General features: G+C 33.6%; 17 protein-coding genes. 9 read left to right on the top strand and 8 right to left on the bottom strand.

Annotated elements, in window-relative coordinates:
* The 4 genes from dapB to H593_RS0109625 all read left to right on the top strand — a co-directional run bounded on the left by dapB (nucleotide 1) and on the right by H593_RS0109625 (nucleotide 3,289).
* On the top strand, nucleotides 1–702 hold the full coding sequence (dapB, locus tag H593_RS0109640; RefSeq protein WP_028872268.1) for a 4-hydroxy-tetrahydrodipicolinate reductase: 702 nt from the start codon (nucleotides 1–3) through the stop codon (nucleotides 700–702).
* Nucleotides 703–766: 64 nt separating this feature from the next.
* Nucleotides 767–2,341 carry a signal peptidase I gene (lepB, locus tag H593_RS0109635; RefSeq protein WP_028872267.1) on the top strand — a complete coding sequence of 525 codons (1,575 nt, stop codon included), beginning with the start codon at nucleotides 767–769 and terminating at the stop codon, nucleotides 2,339–2,341.
* Between the two features lie 19 nt (nucleotides 2,342–2,360).
* Nucleotides 2,361–2,981 (top strand): WbqC family protein, encoded by a 621-nt coding sequence (locus H593_RS0109630; protein ID WP_028872266.1) that lies wholly within the window; start codon nucleotides 2,361–2,363, stop codon nucleotides 2,979–2,981.
* On the top strand, nucleotides 2,981–3,289 hold the full coding sequence (locus H593_RS0109625; RefSeq protein ID WP_028872265.1) for a DUF6122 family protein: 309 nt from the start codon (nucleotides 2,981–2,983) through the stop codon (nucleotides 3,287–3,289). Before H593_RS0109630 ends, H593_RS0109625 begins: the two co-directional genes overlap by 1 nt.
* A 251-nt stretch (nucleotides 3,290–3,540) precedes the next feature.
* Here H593_RS0109625 and H593_RS0109620 read toward each other — a convergent pair whose 3' ends face one another.
* From H593_RS0109620 to H593_RS0109585, 8 genes are all read right to left on the bottom strand, one after another.
* Nucleotides 3,541–4,563: an endonuclease/exonuclease/phosphatase family protein gene (locus H593_RS0109620; protein ID WP_028872264.1), complete on the bottom strand. Its 1,023-nt coding sequence runs from the start codon at nucleotides 4,561–4,563 to the stop codon at nucleotides 3,541–3,543.
* A 5-nt stretch (nucleotides 4,564–4,568) separates the two neighbouring features.
* Nucleotides 4,569–5,444 (bottom strand): rhomboid family intramembrane serine protease, encoded by an 876-nt coding sequence (locus H593_RS0109615; protein WP_028872263.1) that lies wholly within the window; start codon nucleotides 5,442–5,444, stop codon nucleotides 4,569–4,571.
* Nucleotides 5,441–6,193, bottom strand: coding sequence for a rhomboid family intramembrane serine protease (locus H593_RS0109610; protein ID WP_028872262.1), 753 nt, complete (start codon nucleotides 6,191–6,193; stop codon nucleotides 5,441–5,443). The genes H593_RS0109615 and H593_RS0109610 overlap by 4 nt, the downstream gene beginning before the upstream one ends.
* Nucleotides 6,194–6,199: 6 nt before the next feature.
* The gene (mutL, locus tag H593_RS0109605) at nucleotides 6,200–8,059 is read right to left on the bottom strand and encodes a DNA mismatch repair endonuclease MutL (protein ID WP_028872261.1); all 1,860 of its coding nucleotides are present in this window, start codon (nucleotides 8,057–8,059) and stop codon (nucleotides 6,200–6,202) included.
* Nucleotides 8,059–8,346: a hypothetical protein gene (locus tag H593_RS0109600; protein WP_028872260.1), complete on the bottom strand. Its 288-nt coding sequence runs from the start codon at nucleotides 8,344–8,346 to the stop codon at nucleotides 8,059–8,061. The genes mutL and H593_RS0109600 overlap by 1 nt, the downstream gene beginning before the upstream one ends.
* 3 nt (nucleotides 8,347–8,349) lie before the next feature.
* Nucleotides 8,350–8,571 (bottom strand): hypothetical protein, encoded by a 222-nt coding sequence (locus tag H593_RS0109595; protein WP_028872259.1) that lies wholly within the window; start codon nucleotides 8,569–8,571, stop codon nucleotides 8,350–8,352.
* Nucleotides 8,572–8,869: 298 nt separating this feature from the next.
* Nucleotides 8,870–9,352, bottom strand: coding sequence for a 6,7-dimethyl-8-ribityllumazine synthase (gene ribH, locus H593_RS0109590; RefSeq protein WP_028872258.1), 483 nt, complete (start codon nucleotides 9,350–9,352; stop codon nucleotides 8,870–8,872).
* A gap of 34 nt (nucleotides 9,353–9,386) precedes the next feature.
* Complete coding sequence (locus H593_RS0109585; protein WP_028872257.1) at nucleotides 9,387–10,160, bottom strand: tetratricopeptide repeat protein; 774 nt, start codon at nucleotides 10,158–10,160, stop codon at nucleotides 9,387–9,389.
* A 120-nt stretch (nucleotides 10,161–10,280) separates the two neighbouring features.
* Between H593_RS0109585 and recF the strand changes: the two genes are divergently transcribed.
* From recF to H593_RS0109560, 5 genes are all read left to right on the top strand, one after another.
* Nucleotides 10,281–11,360 (top strand): DNA replication/repair protein RecF, encoded by a 1,080-nt coding sequence (recF, locus tag H593_RS0109580; RefSeq protein WP_028872256.1) that lies wholly within the window; start codon nucleotides 10,281–10,283, stop codon nucleotides 11,358–11,360.
* A 162-nt stretch (nucleotides 11,361–11,522) separates the two neighbouring features.
* Complete coding sequence (locus H593_RS0109575; RefSeq protein WP_028872255.1) at nucleotides 11,523–11,960, top strand: hypothetical protein; 438 nt, start codon at nucleotides 11,523–11,525, stop codon at nucleotides 11,958–11,960.
* Nucleotides 11,961–12,011: 51 nt separating this feature from the next.
* Nucleotides 12,012–12,308 carry a DciA family protein gene (locus H593_RS0109570; RefSeq protein WP_028872254.1) on the top strand — a complete coding sequence of 99 codons (297 nt, stop codon included), beginning with the start codon at nucleotides 12,012–12,014 and terminating at the stop codon, nucleotides 12,306–12,308.
* 19 nt (nucleotides 12,309–12,327) lie between these two features.
* Nucleotides 12,328–13,140, top strand: a complete 813-nt coding sequence (locus tag H593_RS0109565; protein ID WP_028872253.1) for a metallophosphoesterase — start codon at nucleotides 12,328–12,330, stop codon at nucleotides 13,138–13,140.
* Between the two features lie 62 nt (nucleotides 13,141–13,202).
* A complete protein-coding gene (locus H593_RS0109560) occupies nucleotides 13,203–15,617 on the top strand; it encodes a penicillin acylase family protein (protein WP_028872252.1) in 2,415 nt (804 codons plus the stop codon).
* Nucleotide 15,618: the final 1 nt, after the last annotated feature.

The raw sequence follows: 15,618 nt of genomic DNA, 5'->3' as shown, positions 1-15,618 counted from the left end.
ATGAGAATTGCACTCTTAGGCTATGGAAAAATGGGAAAAGCTATAGAAACTATCGCTATACAACGTGGTCATAGTATTACGCTAAAAATGTCTAGTGCTACGGAAAGTTTTTCACTCCAAGATTGTGATATCGCCATAGACTTTAGTCTCCCATCTTCAGCAGTAGCAAATATTTCCAAATGTTTAGAGGCAGGAATTCCAGTGATTTCAGGAACTACTGGTTGGCTAGACGATTACGACAAAATAGTTTCTCTTTGTGAATCTACTAAAGGCACCTTTTTATACGCCTCAAACTTCAGCTTAGGTGTCAATATATTTTTCGAACTCAATAAAACTTTAGCGGCATTAATGGCTAAGCTTCCGAAGTATAAGGTAACTGTTGAAGAAATTCATCATACTCAAAAATTAGATGCGCCTAGCGGAACTGCGATTAAACTCGCTAACGGAATAATAGGTAAAACTAATTACGAAAAGTGGACATTAGATACGCCAAAACAAAATGAGATTGGTATTTTAGCAAAACGTATTGAAAATGTTCCAGGAACCCATGAGATAATTTACAAATCTGAAGTCGATAGCATTCAAATTAAGCATACTGCACACAGCAGAGAAGGTTTTGCTTTGGGAGCTGTAATTGCTGCAGAATTTGTACATGACAAAAAAGGAATATTCACAATGAAAGACGTCTTAAATATTAGTTAATATCACAGATTGATGTAACGTTTTCGAAGACTTTTCAACTCATTAAAGAAATTAAACTATAGACATGACAATGACACAATGGTTAATATTTATTCTAGTCGTCCAAATCCTTCATGGACTTGGGACTTGGAAACTATACGTTAAAGCTGGACGTCAGGCATGGGAAGCGTTTATTCCTGTGTATAACGCGATTATATTAATGAAAATAATTCATAGATCTTGGTGGTGGACGATTTTATTGTTTGTTCCTATTGTTAACTTAATCATGCTCCCTGTAGTTTGGGTTGAAACAGCTAGAAGTTTTGGAAAGAATCAATTCCTTGATACTTTTTTAGCAGTTATTACTTTAGGTTTTTATAATTTTTATCTCAATTATGGAACAGAGGTCAAGTACGTTGCCGATAGAGATATTAATCCAAAATCAAGTTCTGGTGACTGGACAAGCTCTATATTATTTGCTATTGTTGCAGCAACCATAGTACATACGTATTTTATTCAACCCTTTACTATTCCAAGTTCATCTTTAGAAAAATCATTATTAGTGGGTGATTTTTTATTCGTAAGTAAGTTTCATTATGGTGCAAGAATACCAATGACAACAGTTGGAACACCTATGGTTCATGATACGATTCCTGTAGCCAATGTTAAATCATATTTGTTTGATGACAATTTTGAAAAGCGCAGCACCTCATGGAAAAATAAATTACAGTTGCCTTATATGAGGATTCCTGGATTTGAAAATATTGAGCGTAACGATATTGTTGTTTTTAATCAACCTGCAGATACGCTTCTAAATATGAACGATTTTAATCCAGATCGTAATTATTATAAGCCAATAGACAAGAAAACAAATCTTGTTAAGCGCTGTGTTGGTGTTCCTGGAGATTCACTAGAAGTTAGAAATGGATATGTCTATATCAATGGCAAACGAAACGAATTGCCAGATCGTGCTAAACTTCAGTTTGCTTATCAAATTGAATTAAAAGGAACTTATAGTGGTGAACAAATTTATGATGGTTTAAAACGCTATGATATTACAGATGTCTATCAAATTGGTCAAACTACGTTGCTTATAGAAGCTACAGTTGAAGCTGCAGCAAAAGCCAAAAATCATCCAAACGTTGGAAGTATCACAAGAAGCGAAACTCCAAGAGGTATTGACTACAAGTCCTTGTTCCCGAGGGCTGCTGGTTATGACTGGAGTTATGATAATTTTGGACCTATTTATATTCCGAAGAAAGGAGAAACTGTAGAATTAACAATGGAAGTACTTCCCTTGTATAAGCGCCTCATTGGAGAATACGAGAGAAATAGCGTTGTCACTAAAGGTAATCAAATAATCATTAATGACCAACCCGCAACATCCTATACATTTAAACAAGATTATTATTGGATGATGGGAGACAATAGAAATAATTCTATTGATGCTCGTGCTTGGGGTTACGTTCCTTTTGATCATGTCGTAGGTAAACCTGTATTTATTTGGATGAGTTGGGATGGTCTTAAAAATCCACGCTGGAAACGTTGGTTTACGACTGTTGGTGGATCTGGAAATCCCGTGTCTTATTTAATTCCTTTTTTAGTTTTATTAGCTGCTTGGTTTGGTTTTAACACATGGAGAAAGAAAAAGAAAGCATAAATAGCTTTTTTAATTAAAGATGAAAACATTAATTCATCCTACATATCTTCCAAACGTAGCGCATTTTGTTGCTATGATGAACGCTAGTGAGCTTGTATTTGAAGTTTGTGATAATTATCAAAAGCAAACGTATCGCAATCGTGCTTCAATTTATGGCGCCAATGGAAAATTAGATTTAAATGTCCCTGTTATCTACACACAAAAAAACCGACAACTTTATAAAGACGTTAAAATTTTCAATATTGACGACTGGCAAACCCAACACCTAAAATCTTTAGAGTCGGCCTACAGAACATCCCCTTTTTTTGAATTTTATATTGATGATCTAATGCCTCTATTTACTTCGGAAGCTGACACGATTATGGATTATAACTTTACATGTTTAGAGCTTATATTTGAGTGCTTGCAACTTCCGCTTGAGTATAAAATTACAGAAGAATTTGAACCAGAACCAAAATATGTCATTGACGCTAGGTTGCTAGCAAATAGTCGCAAGGAGATACCGCAGAAATTCAAGCCTTATGCACAAGTATTTGACAATAAACACAAATTTTTAAATAATCTAAGTATTCTAGATGTCTTATTTAATGAAGGTCCAAATACTGAATTATATCTCAAATCTCAAACTATTGATTTGTAATGCTACAAACGACCATACACTATAGCATCCATTTCTTAGTTCCTATCCTTATAGCGCTACTCTTTTTTAGAGAACATTGGAAAATAGCGTCAATAATTATGTTAAGTGCTATCATAATTGATCTCGATCATTTACTCGCGAATCCTATTTTTGACCCAACACGATGTAGCATTAATTTTCACCCACTTCACTCCTATTATGCCATTGGTATTTACATCATTCTAACGTTTATAAAGAAAACAAGAATTATTGGTTTAGGGCTACTTATTCATATGCTGGCAGATTGGGCAGATTGTTTAATGATGTAAGACTATGACCTACTTGGTATTAGTTATTTATACAGAGGCTCAAATAATATCATAAAATTTCATAAAGAGTATGGGTTACTTTTAGAATTGACTAACACAAAAGGTTTAAAATTTCCGAAGGACATATTTATATGCAATGGAACGTACTTTCGGGTAATATTTAAATGAATAGGTGATACAACTCCGCAAAACAAATACCCAACGAAACGTTTTAACGTGCAAGCGTAAAAACTAAAATCTGCGACCGCCAACTATTTAACCTTCACTTTTGCCATCACAGGATAATGGTCACTATACTTAACATCAAATGTTTTAAAGGCATTGATTTCAAAGGTATCGTCGACTAATATAATATCAATACGAACAGGGAAAAATTTAAAATCAAACGTTCTTCCAAAACCATTTCCTGCGTGTTCAAAAGCATCTTGCATATCACCTTTAATCTCGTTATAAATATAAGAATATGCTGTATTATTAAAGTCTCCAGAAATGATTGTTTTATACAGACATTTATTTTTGTGAACTAAAAACTGCTCTGCTTGTGACTGTTGCTTTTTAAAGGTCCAGCTTACCCGTTTAAATAAGTTCTGTGAATTTTCTTTTGAGAATTCCTCAGCATTTGGATCAATACGAGAAGACTCTAAGTGCAGATTATAAACTCTAATCGTATCTATTCCTTTTACGATATCTGCAAAAATAGCGTTGTTTGATGTATTAGGAAATTCTATGGACCCAGAGTTAATGATTGGAAATTTGGTATAAATCGCCTGACCATTCCTAATCTTCTTTCCTGATAGTTCAATGTGTTTATAGGGATACATCTCTAAGTCTATCTCCTCATCAGGTCTGAATTCCTGCATACAGAGTATATCTGGACTATTTTCTAAAATAAATGAAGACATATTCTCTTTTAAATTGGGATCATCGATCCAATCAAAAAGATTAAATAAGCGCACATTATAATTCATTACAGAAATATTCTCGCTATCGTCCACATTTTTAGAAGATGTGAACTTATATAACGACAACACATAATTATAACCAATAGCCAAAACTAGAAGCGATAGTAATAGTTGTTTTTTGACTTTTAATAACCAATAAATAAGAAATAGAATATTAAAGATTATTAAAAACGGAACTGCTAGGCTTAAAACGGATAGGAATGCAAATTTTTTAGGCTCAACATAAGGTAAAATATAAGATAAGAGTAATGCAAATGCTATCAATGAATTGATAAGGAATATGAACTTCTCAAATAGCTTAAGTTTACCCATAGACGTTATTTCTTCCCTGCATTAAATAAAAATGATTTCTCTTCTTTAGTTAAACTTTCATAACCACTTTTACTTATTTTATCTAAAATGAGATCTATTTTCTTTTGTGTATTAAACGCGTCAAAATCTTGCTTCTTGTGACCCGCAAAATCATTTTTCTTATTTCTATGTACTGTTTTTAAAGACGTTTTATTATTAAACATATCAACAATACGATCTGTGAATTTCATAAATCCAGAGCCAATATCATTGCCTTTTAAGAGTTGTGTAGCGTAAAGGTAACCTAATAAACTGCCTCCTAAATGCGCGACCTTACCGCCTTGATTAGCTCCAAATAAACCAATCACATCAAATAATACAATAGCAGCCCCTATTTGCCACAGCTTTATAGATAACGTAAAGAAGCGTGTTTCCCTATGTGGCATATAGGTACATAAAAAAATCAAAAGCGCGTTTACTCCTGCAGATGCTCCTACTAAAGAGCCAACTGTTGAAGACCACGACTCAGGTAGAATATTGTACACGACTAAAAATGACAACCCTCCTGCTAAGATTCCTAAAAAATAAATATTAAGAGATTGTTTAGATGGAAACAAATTAACCATGCTACGAGACACAAAATACAAGACAACCATGTTAAACAACAAATGAAAGAAATCATAATGTGTAAATCCATATGTAAAAATAGACCAAGGCGTCACAATAAAGTCAAGGAAACCTTTGGGTAACTCTAACCACGATAATGTATAAAATCTTGGGATTTTAAGAATCATTTGTAGTAACCAACCAATGAAGAAAACCAAAACATTAACTGCCATGATTTTTTCAAAAACATTTAGGTTTTTGAGTTTGTCTTTAAAGTCGTTATTTAATGAAGTCATCTATCCCAACGGTTTTTATTAAACTGTGTTTTTTTCCAGTACCACATGATAAGGAAACCTGTAATCGCACCACCAACATGAGCCATATAAGCTGTATTACTTGGACTAAAGAAAGACTGTCCAGAGACTGCAGAAATAATATCAAGCAGTATAATCCCAGGAATAAAGTACTTTGCTTTTATAGGTATAGGCAGAAATATCATCATCAACTTAGCATTGGGATTCATCATCCCAAAAGCTGCTAAAACTCCCATGATACAGCCCGAAGCGCCTACCATACTGGCATTGTAAGCACTATAAGCACCTCGAAGTAAATTCAATTGAGAACTAGATACTTGAACTACTGACTTATTGGTTGTAAACATTTCAATTAACTGACCGTCAGACAAACCAGAAGCTATTAATTCGGAGTACGCAGGTAGATAATTAAAATAGTAATAGCCTAATTGAAAAAGCATTGCTCCTAAACCTGCCGATATATATAGAAATAAAAAGTTCTTGGACCCTAATTGTGTTTCCACAGCTGTACCAAACATCCACAAAGCAAACATATTGAATAAAATATGAGTTACGCCACCATGCATAAACATATGTGTAATTATTTGCCATGGCTTAAACAAATCGTTCTCTGGGAAATATAGTGCGAACCATTGATAAAATAACTCACCTCCACCAATAGCGAGCGTACCAATAAACATCACTACATTTATAATAATCAAATGCTTTACTGTATCTGTAATACCTCTCATCATAAGTTATATAAATTTTTTATCAAAGTCATCTACACTCATTGTGATAAACGTGACTTTATTAGTAGGAGAAACCGTTGGTTCTTTACAAGCAAATAAACTATTTACTAAATGTTCTTGTTCTAAACGTGATATGCTTTGTCCTGTTTTAATAGCCAAACTCTTAGACATTGATTTTGCTAACAAATCTGTTGCACTAAAATTACTATCTGGTACCTCTTGCTCAACATCACTTATAAGCTGCTCTAAAATAATAGAGACTTCACTTTCAGGAACATTGATTGGCACTCCCGTAATCTCAATAATAATATCTTTAAATACTGAAAACACAAATCCTGTATGTTCTAAATCTTCTTTTAAATTTTGTAGTATTTCCATTTCCGTAGAAGAAAATTCTAAACGTAAAGGAAACAGTAGTTGCTGACTTACAGCCTCTTTTACCGTGAGATGTTTAAGAAACCCTTCATACAAAACCCGTTGATGCGCACGATGTTGATCTAAAATCATCATCCCAGATTTTATAGTACTAATAATATATTTATTGTGTAATTGATATGTAGTTTGTTTGGTCTCTAATTGCTTATCATCATCAAATAAAGACGGGGTCTCCGGCTGACTTTCAAACTGTACTTCACTAAAATCGTTTTCGGTTTTTGTGCCTTTAGATTCTAATCCAACATACAAACTTTCCCATTGTGAAGTAGGTTCCTTTTTATAACTTGACGACAATCTATTAGACCTGCTCTCTATTTTTTCTGCTTGAAATGGGTTAAAAGAACGATCGACTTCTACCGTTGGAGTGGATGCTCTTTTGTTTTCAAAATTATAAGGTGTATCTAAGTTTCTATCGCGATCAAAGTCTAAAACAGGTGCAATATTAAACTGTCCCAAACTATGCTTAACAGCAGAGCGTAAAATGGCATACAATGTATGTTCGTCATCAAACTTAATTTCTGTTTTTGTTGGATGGATATTAATATCTATACTTTTAGGGTCAACGGTTAGATTTAAGAAGTAAGTAGGATGACTTCCTTCTTTCATTAGGCCTTCAAAAGCAGAGTTTATAGAATGATTAAGATATGGACTTTTTATAAATCGGTTGTTGACAAAGAAAAATTGTTCAGTTCTAGTACGTTTCGCGAATTCGGGTTTACCCACAAATCCCGAGATTTTTAAAACCTCTGTTTCTTCTTCAACAGGAACCAGTTTTTCGTTTCTTTTATTTCCGAAGATATTTACCACACGTTGTCTATAATTACTTTTTGGCAAGTTAAAACTTTCGCTACCGTTATGATACATTAAGAATTCAATATCTGGATGCGCTAAAGCTACTCGATGAAATTCATCAACAATATGTCTGAGCTCTACATTATTAGATTTCAAAAAATTACGACGTGCAGGAATATTAAAAAATAAATGCTTTACACAAAGTGAAGTACCTGTTGGTGTCACTGTGACCTCTTGATTTTTTATCTCACTACCTTCAATTTCTATAAGTGTTCCAAGTTCATCTTGCTCTTGTTTTGTTTTTAATTCTACATGAGCAATGGCAGCAATACTAGCCAAAGCCTCACCTCGAAACCCTTTGGTATTGAGACTGAACAAATCTTGGGCAGAACGTATTTTGGATGTCGCATGACGTTCAAAACTCAATCGAGCATCTGTGGCTGTCATGCCCTTACCATTGTCAATGACCTGTATTAAGGTCTTGCCGGCATCTTTTACAATAAGTTTTATAGTTTTTGCATCGGCATCAATAGCGTTTTCAAGTAATTCTTTTGCAACCGATGCTGGTCGCTGCACAACTTCACCTGCTGCGATTTGATTAGCAACATGGTCTGGTAACAATTGAATGATGTCTGCCATTAGCTTTCAATAGAGAATATTGATAAATCAAAATCTATGATAAACAAAAAGACGAGAACTAATGCAGCAATTATATATAAGATACGACGGTTAGCACCTGTTTTATCACCATTATATTTAAAATCGTCAATTGCACTTCCAAATTTATTTTTTAAACCTTTATTATCACCAACTGTGACTCTGTAATCGTCAAACTTGTGTTTTAATTCGAAAGGATTTCCTTCGCCTTTATAATAACGTGGCTGATAACTATATTTTTTATTCTTCCGTGTGTTTAAAACTCCCATAATCTATGCTGTTTCGTATTGAGTTAGAAAATATAATAATGCAACTATCATACCTAAAAAAACGAGTAATAAAGGTAACGAAATTACCCGCTTACTTTTATGCTTGCCTTGCCTTTTAACAGATTCCCACTTCATTTTAAGCTGAACATCATCAATAGATGAAACTTTTTCGCTTCTTGGCGTGTAATTAAAACTTCTACCTTTACGTTGCTTAAATAAACTCACTACTTAACTTGTCTTAGTTTGTCAAAAGTACAGAATTTACTAGGAAAATAGGGATTTGGAGTGCTAAAAATTGTTAATATTTGCTTCGTAAATTTTAAATCAATACACGACATCAAACCACGTGAGACCTAGCTGAGATATTAATTATAAAATCATGTAGACTATTTAAAATAAAGACACTTTCAGCCTAATAGTAGCGTTAGCATCTCATTGACTTTGCCAGAAAACTTGAGAGTTAGAGTGATTTCATGTATAGAGTAAGAGTGAAAATCTGAAAACCGCGACTGAAAACGAAGTACTACCTTCCGCGTAATTCTGCCATCTTTATAGCAGCAATACCAGCTTCTGTTCCTTTGTTACCATGCTTACCTCCAGAACGATCTAAAGATTGTTGCATTGTATTATCAGTAAGCACACAAAAAATAACTGGAGTATCAGAGTTTAGATTGAGTGCTTTGATACCATGAGTCACACCTTCACAAACAAAATCAAAATGCTTGGTTTCACCTTGAATCACACAACCAATGGCAATAACCGCATCGACGGTTTGCTCGATCATTTTTTTACTTCCGTAAATCAACTCAAAACTCCCAGGAACACCCCATGTGATAATATTCTCTGGTAAAGCACCACAATCTATTAAGGCCTCTTGTGCTCCTTTTAAAAGTCCGTTGGTGACGGTATCATTCCACTCAGAAACAACAATCCCAAACCGAAAGTCTTTCGCGTTTGGGACTGTGTTTTTATCGTAATGAGATAAATTATGATTTGCAGTTGCCATAGTGCATTCTCCGTAACATCGGAGCTCTATTTAATTATTTACTCGATTCTGCTCTACCAATAAAGGTATCAATATTTTTTGCTTGATCTGACGTTTTAAAATCAGATTTAATTCTCATGTAATATTTTAAAGCTTTATCACTTTTACCTAATGATTGTGCAACATTCGCCGCTTTTAAAAGATACATTGGTGTTGTATAGTCATTAGTTGATGCAGCGATTGCCTTTTCATAATATTCTAAAGCTTCTGGTAATTGTTCTAATTGAACAAAGGCATCTCCCATTCCTCCTTTAGCAATTGGTCCAAGAACGGCATCATCGGTACTAAAATCACCTAAATACTTAACAGCATTCGTATAATCTTTAGTATTTAAATATGCCATACCAGCATAATAGTTTGCTAAATTTCCAGCAGGAGTCGTTCCATATTGGTCAACGATATCTGTTAAACCTAATTTTCCACCACCACCTGTAAGGGCTAAATTATATAAAGAATCTTTGCCTACTCCATCCACAGCTTCATCAAAATATTTTTGAGAAGAGTACATTTCATTCATTGCTTCTTCAGCCTTAGGCTCAGCAATAAACTTATTATATCCTAAGTAACCTAGCATAATCACTGCTGCTACACCAATAAGGATAAAAATTCCTTTTTGATTTCCAGCAACCCAATCTTCAGCTTTATTAGCTCCTTCATCCAGTGTATTAAACACTTCTGCTGTTGTAGAATCTTGCTCTAAAGCATCTAACGTTTCACCTTTTTCTTTGGTAGCTTTTGGTTTATATCCTCGTTTCTTATATGTTGCCATGGTTGTTTATTTGTGGCGCAAAAATAAAATTTTTATTGGGATTTAAAAGGTAAATTATTTGTTATTTTTACTTCCGCGTATATTTAGGACGCCCAAATACCCATATTCCCCTTTACTTTTATGATTTTAAACACTTTAAGCTTAGTTAATTATAAAAATTTTGAACAACAGAATTTCGAATTTGATGCTAAAATTAATTGCTTTGTCGGTGCTAACGGTGTTGGTAAAACAAATGCCCTTGATGCAATCTATCATTTATCCTTCGGAAAAAGCTACTTTAACCCTATTGCATCTCAAAACATTAAACATAACGAAGACTTTTTTGTTGTAGATGGTATTTTTGATAAAAACGACAAAACCGAAAAGGTTGTCGTGTCTCTAAAACGTGGACAAAAGAAAATGATCAAACGCAACGGAAAGGCGTATGAAAAATTTAGTGATCATATTGGTTTAATTCCTTTAGTTATAATTTCACCTGCAGATCGTGATTTGATTATTGAAGGTAGTGAAACACGCCGAAAATTCATTGACAGTGTCATATCACAAAGTGATAAAGTCTATCTCAGTAATCTAATTAATTACAATAAGATTTTATCACAACGTAATGCCTTATTGAAATATTTTGCACTTAATAACACGTTTAATGTACAAACACTTGACGTTTATAACGAACAACTGCACACTTATGGAAGCGAGATTTATAAAACCCGCGACGAATTTTTAAATACATTCATTCCTATTTTTAAAGCACGGTATAAAGCTATTAGTAATGATAATGAAGAAGTCAATTTAAATTACAAAAGCGATTTGTTTGACGATGATTTAAAAAGCTTATTAGCAAAAAATATTAATAAAGATAAAGCCTTACATTATACAAGCGTTGGAATTCATAAGGATGATCTTAATTTTGAAATTGAAACCTATCCTATTAAAAAGTTTGGAAGTCAAGGTCAGCAAAAATCATTTTTGATTGCTTTAAAACTGGCACAATTTGATTTTATAAAAGAACAAAATGGTGTTACTCCTCTCCTATTATTAGATGATATTTTTGATAAACTAGATGAGAATCGCGTTGCTCAAATAATTAGTTTAGTTGATAATGAAGATTTTGGTCAATTATTTATCAGTGATACTCATGCCGAACGTACAGAACATGTGATAAAGCAAATTCACCAGTCTTATAAAATATTCAAGCTTTAAAATTTAAAAATTTCGATATAAAAATTCCAAAGGCTTATTGAGATATTATTGTATTTTGTTTTTTAACTTTGGACTGTTAATATATCTTATAGATGTAATTTCTACAGATACCGTTCTTGATGGCGCACGGAATTTGTACTTTAATTTTTGAAATTTGGTGATATGATGTACAAAAGACTTTCTTTACTAGTTATAACATTACTGTTATTTAGCTGCTCAAACGATCCTAATACAATGATAAATCATCTTAATGGGTATTGGGAAATTGACGAAGTAACTTTGAGTGATGGCACAAAAAAAGACTATAATTTCAATGATACGATAGATTATATTGAGGTTTCAGATAGTTTGTCTGGTTTCCGAAGAAAACTAAAACCAAATTTATTTGGAACTTTTGAAACGTCTAGAAGTGAAGAAAATTTCAGTATAAAAATAGATGATGACAGTCTTAATATTTATTATACAACACCTTATTCAAAATGGAAAGAAACCATTTTAAATGCCAATGAAACCCAATTGATAATACTCAATAACACCAATAAAGACGTCTATATTTATAAACGTTACGAATCTTTAGATTTAGATTTTGATACCAAATAACAATTTTTTAGTAATGAATAATAAGATTTCCGATAACTTCGGAAAATGAACATGGCAAAGCGACACAACGAAAATTTACCAATTAGCGATATCCTCAAAGAGTTTGTAGAGAAAAATAAATTACAATCTGGCTTGGACAAAGTAGATGTTAAAGATGCCTGGGCAAAAATGATGGGAAATGGTGTGAATAATTATACTACAGATGTTTCATTGGACAGAGATGTTTTATATGTGGCTTTAAGTTCTAGCGTACTTCGTGAAGAATTAAGCTACGGAAAACAAAAAATTGTGGATATGCTTAATGACGCTATCGGTAAAAAAGTGGTGAGTAAATTGGTGCTCAGATAAAGCTATTTATTTTTTATAAATGTCAAAATTATCCAGAAGAAAATTTGTTAAAAGAACGTTACTAGCAACTATCGGTTTAGTCTTTTTAGACGGCTTTTGGTTTGAAAAATATGTTATCGATTGGAACTATTTCGATATTTCTAAACCTAAAAATAACAAGATAAAGATTATTCAAATATCAGATTTGCATTTTGAGACACTGCGATATTTCCACAAATCAATAGCAAAAAAAATAAATGATCTAAAACCTGATCTGATTTTTATAACTGGTGATTCTGTTAATAACACAGATAAAATTGACGCTTTAGATACGTTTTTGCAATTAATCGATAATACTATTCCAAAATATGCGATTACAGGCAATTGGGAATATTGGGGAGAAGTTGATTTAGTTAAATTGGAAACTATGTTTTCAAAAAATAATTGTGAGCTTTTAATTAACGAGAGCCGAAGTATCACTATTAAAAATCGTACAGTTTCAATTATTGGTATTGATGATTTTGTTGGCGGTTATCCTGATTTCCAAAAAGCGGTCACCAACTTAAAAAACACTGAAACTAATATTGTCTTAACGCATTGCCCACAACACAGAGATACGATTGCGGTTGAAAAAGCAGACTTACCTATTGATCTTGTTTTATCAGGACATACACACGGAGGGCAAATTTCTTTCTTAGGTTTTGCTCCAATTACACCTCAAGGTAGCGGTAGATATCTAAAAGGGTGGTATACTGAAAATGAACCTATAATGTATGTTTCAAAAGGAATTGGAACAAGTGCCATACCAATTCGATTTGGTGCTAGAGCTGAAATGGTTGAGATTGATATCTAAACCTTAAATAACAACAATAATAATCGTAAATATCAGTAATTTAGTAGACTAACCCCAACCATATGAAATACCTCAAACTCGTCATAACTTTTGTAGTCACAATTGTTATTTTCTATGTATTTAACACAAAATTAGGTTCGATCCCTCCTATTGGTAAATTCTTAGATCCTGCAGGTGGAGTTTGGCAAAATGATCAAGAAGAAACTATCGACGGAAATGTCAATATCCAAGGTTTGTCTGCTCCAGTAACCATTCATTATGATGAACAATTGATTCCTCATATTTTTGCTCAAAACGATTTAGATCTATACAAAGCACAAGGCTATATCACTGCAAAACATAGGTTATGGCAAATGGAATTTCAAACACATGCTGCTGCAGGACGTGTCTCAGAACTTATTGGAAGCGCAGGCTTAAATTATGATCGTAGTGAACGCAGACGAGGAATGGGATTTGGTGCAGAAAAAGCACTAGAAAAAATGCGAGAAAATCCAGAGGCTATAAAGTTCTTAGAAGCCTATCGTGATGGTGTAAACAGTTATATAATATCCTTAGATGCTAAAACATTTCCTGTAGAATATAAGCTATTAGATTATGAGCCAGAAGCTTGGACCACAAAAAAAACCACGCTACTATTAATGTATATGACAAAGATGTTAGCTGGTGGAGACAATGATTTAGAATACACGAATATGTTGCGCAAATTCGGAAAAGAGCGTTTTGACTTACTATTTCCAGATTTTTTTGATGTTAATGATCCCATTATTCCAAAAGAAACCGATTGGAGTTTTATTGATGTAGAGATCACTAAAACTCCTGAAGGAGAACTACCGTTGGATACCATACCGCAAACCATAGAAAAACCAAATCCAGATAATGGCAGTAATAATTGGGCAGTTTCTAGAGCAAAATCGACTACTGGAAATCCCATTCTTGCCAACGATCCACATTTAGGCTTAAACTTACCTTCCATTTGGTTTGTTATGCAGTTGAGCACACCAGAGTATAATACTATGGGAGCGACGTTACCAGGTGCTCTAGGCGTTATTTCAGGATTTAATAATCATATAGCTTGGGGAGAAACTAACGCGACTCGGGATGTTTTAGATTGGTACAAAATTGAATTTAAAGACACCACTAGGACACAGTACAAATATGATAATCAATGGAGAAACACATCAGTGCGTATTGAAGAGATTAAAGTAAAAGGTGCTGCAACGGTTATCGACTCTGTAATTTATACGCATCATGGACCTGTGACTTACGATCATAATTTCATGAGTGATAACGAAAAATCTGGTTATGCTATGAAATGGGTTGGTCATATTGGAGGCAATAATCAGGGTGCCTTTTTAGCGTTGAACAAATCAAAAAATTATGACGATTATGTCAACGCATTAAAAGGATATACAGCACCCGCTCAAAACTTTGTTTTTGCCTCTACGGAAGGTGATATTGCTATTTGGATTCAAGGTCTTTTTCCTAATAAGTGGAAAGGTCAAGGTAAATTTCTATTGGATGGTTCTAATCCAGAACATGATTGGCAGAGTTATATTCCGCAGGCATTTAATGCACACACTAAAAATCCAGAACGTGGTTTTGTGAGTTCGGCTAATCAACATCCTGTTGATAAAAACTATCCGTTTTATGTATTTAATGACGGTTATGAAACCTATAGAAATCGTGTGATTAATGATTTCTTTAATTCAAAAGATAAATTTTCAATAGATGATTTTAAAGCGCTTCACAATAATAATTATAATTTAAAAGCCGCTGAGTTATTGCCTTTTATGTTTGATTCGATGGACGATAGTTTAATGACCTCCGAAGAAAAGGAGATTTATACCCAAATCAAAGCTTGGGATTTTAATAACGATATAGAAAAATTAGGTCCGAGTATTTGGTCAAAATGGTACTCCAAATTATACCATTTAACTTGGGATGAATTTGATACCGAAGAGGAAGCATTGATGTCACCATATGCCTATCAGACTATTTATTTGATGAAAACAAAACCGGAGAATGAATTTATGGATATTGTAGAAACTCCAGAGAAAGAAACGGCTCAAGATTTGTTTTTATTGTCATTTAAAGATACTGTAAAAGAGCTCATGGAATGGAAAGCTAAAAATGGTGACTATAATTGGCAAGCTTATAAAGGCACTCATGTTGGTCATCTACTTCAGGGTTTACCTGCTTTTTCGAGATTTGATTTACCTATTGGTGGTGATCGCAATATTGTCAATGCGGCTTCTGCAACTCACGGACCATCGTGGAGAATGATTGTAGAAATGAGTTCGCCTCCTAAAGCTTTCGGGATTTATCCTGGTGGACAATCTGGTAATCCAGGAAGCGCCTATTACGATAATTTTATTGATGATTGGGCAATTGGCAAGTATCATGAATTAAACTTCTTGCACGATGCTAAGGCTACAGATCAAATTATAGGGACACAAACGTTAACACCAAGTAAATAAT

Source organism: Psychroserpens burtonensis DSM 12212 (assembly GCF_000425305.1).
In the GTDB taxonomy this organism is placed as follows: Bacteria; Bacteroidota; Bacteroidia; order Flavobacteriales; family Flavobacteriaceae; genus Psychroserpens; species Psychroserpens burtonensis.
This window is presented reverse-complemented; position numbering and strand designations above follow the sequence as displayed.

Excerpts from the sequence above, each read along its gene's own strand:
- ribH (WP_028872258.1), bottom strand. The coding sequence starts at position 9,352 with ATGGCAACTGCAAATCATAATTTATCTCATTACGATAAAAACACAGTC.
- recF (WP_028872256.1), top strand. The coding sequence starts at position 10,281 with ATGATTTTAAACACTTTAAGCTTAGTTAATTATAAAAATTTTGAACAA.
- mutL (WP_028872261.1), bottom strand. The coding sequence starts at position 8,059 with ATGGCAGACATCATTCAATTGTTACCAGACCATGTTGCTAATCAAATC.
- H593_RS0109620 (WP_028872264.1), bottom strand. The coding sequence starts at position 4,563 with ATGGGTAAACTTAAGCTATTTGAGAAGTTCATATTCCTTATCAATTCA.
- H593_RS0109565 (WP_028872253.1), top strand. The coding sequence starts at position 12,328 with ATGTCAAAATTATCCAGAAGAAAATTTGTTAAAAGAACGTTACTAGCA.
- dapB (WP_028872268.1), top strand. The coding sequence starts at position 1 with ATGAGAATTGCACTCTTAGGCTATGGAAAAATGGGAAAAGCTATAGAA.
- H593_RS0109615 (WP_028872263.1), bottom strand. The coding sequence starts at position 5,444 with ATGACTTCATTAAATAACGACTTTAAAGACAAACTCAAAAACCTAAAT.
- H593_RS0109585 (WP_028872257.1), bottom strand. The coding sequence starts at position 10,160 with ATGGCAACATATAAGAAACGAGGATATAAACCAAAAGCTACCAAAGAA.
- H593_RS0109570 (WP_028872254.1), top strand. The coding sequence starts at position 12,012 with ATGGCAAAGCGACACAACGAAAATTTACCAATTAGCGATATCCTCAAA.
- H593_RS0109560 (WP_028872252.1), top strand. The coding sequence starts at position 13,203 with ATGAAATACCTCAAACTCGTCATAACTTTTGTAGTCACAATTGTTATT.
- H593_RS0109625 (WP_028872265.1), top strand. The coding sequence starts at position 2,981 with ATGCTACAAACGACCATACACTATAGCATCCATTTCTTAGTTCCTATC.
- lepB (WP_028872267.1), top strand. The coding sequence starts at position 767 with ATGACAATGACACAATGGTTAATATTTATTCTAGTCGTCCAAATCCTT.
- H593_RS0109575 (WP_028872255.1), top strand. The coding sequence starts at position 11,523 with ATGATGTACAAAAGACTTTCTTTACTAGTTATAACATTACTGTTATTT.
- H593_RS0109630 (WP_028872266.1), top strand. The coding sequence starts at position 2,361 with ATGAAAACATTAATTCATCCTACATATCTTCCAAACGTAGCGCATTTT.
- H593_RS0109600 (WP_028872260.1), bottom strand. The coding sequence starts at position 8,346 with ATGGGAGTTTTAAACACACGGAAGAATAAAAAATATAGTTATCAGCCA.
- H593_RS0109610 (WP_028872262.1), bottom strand. The coding sequence starts at position 6,193 with ATGAGAGGTATTACAGATACAGTAAAGCATTTGATTATTATAAATGTA.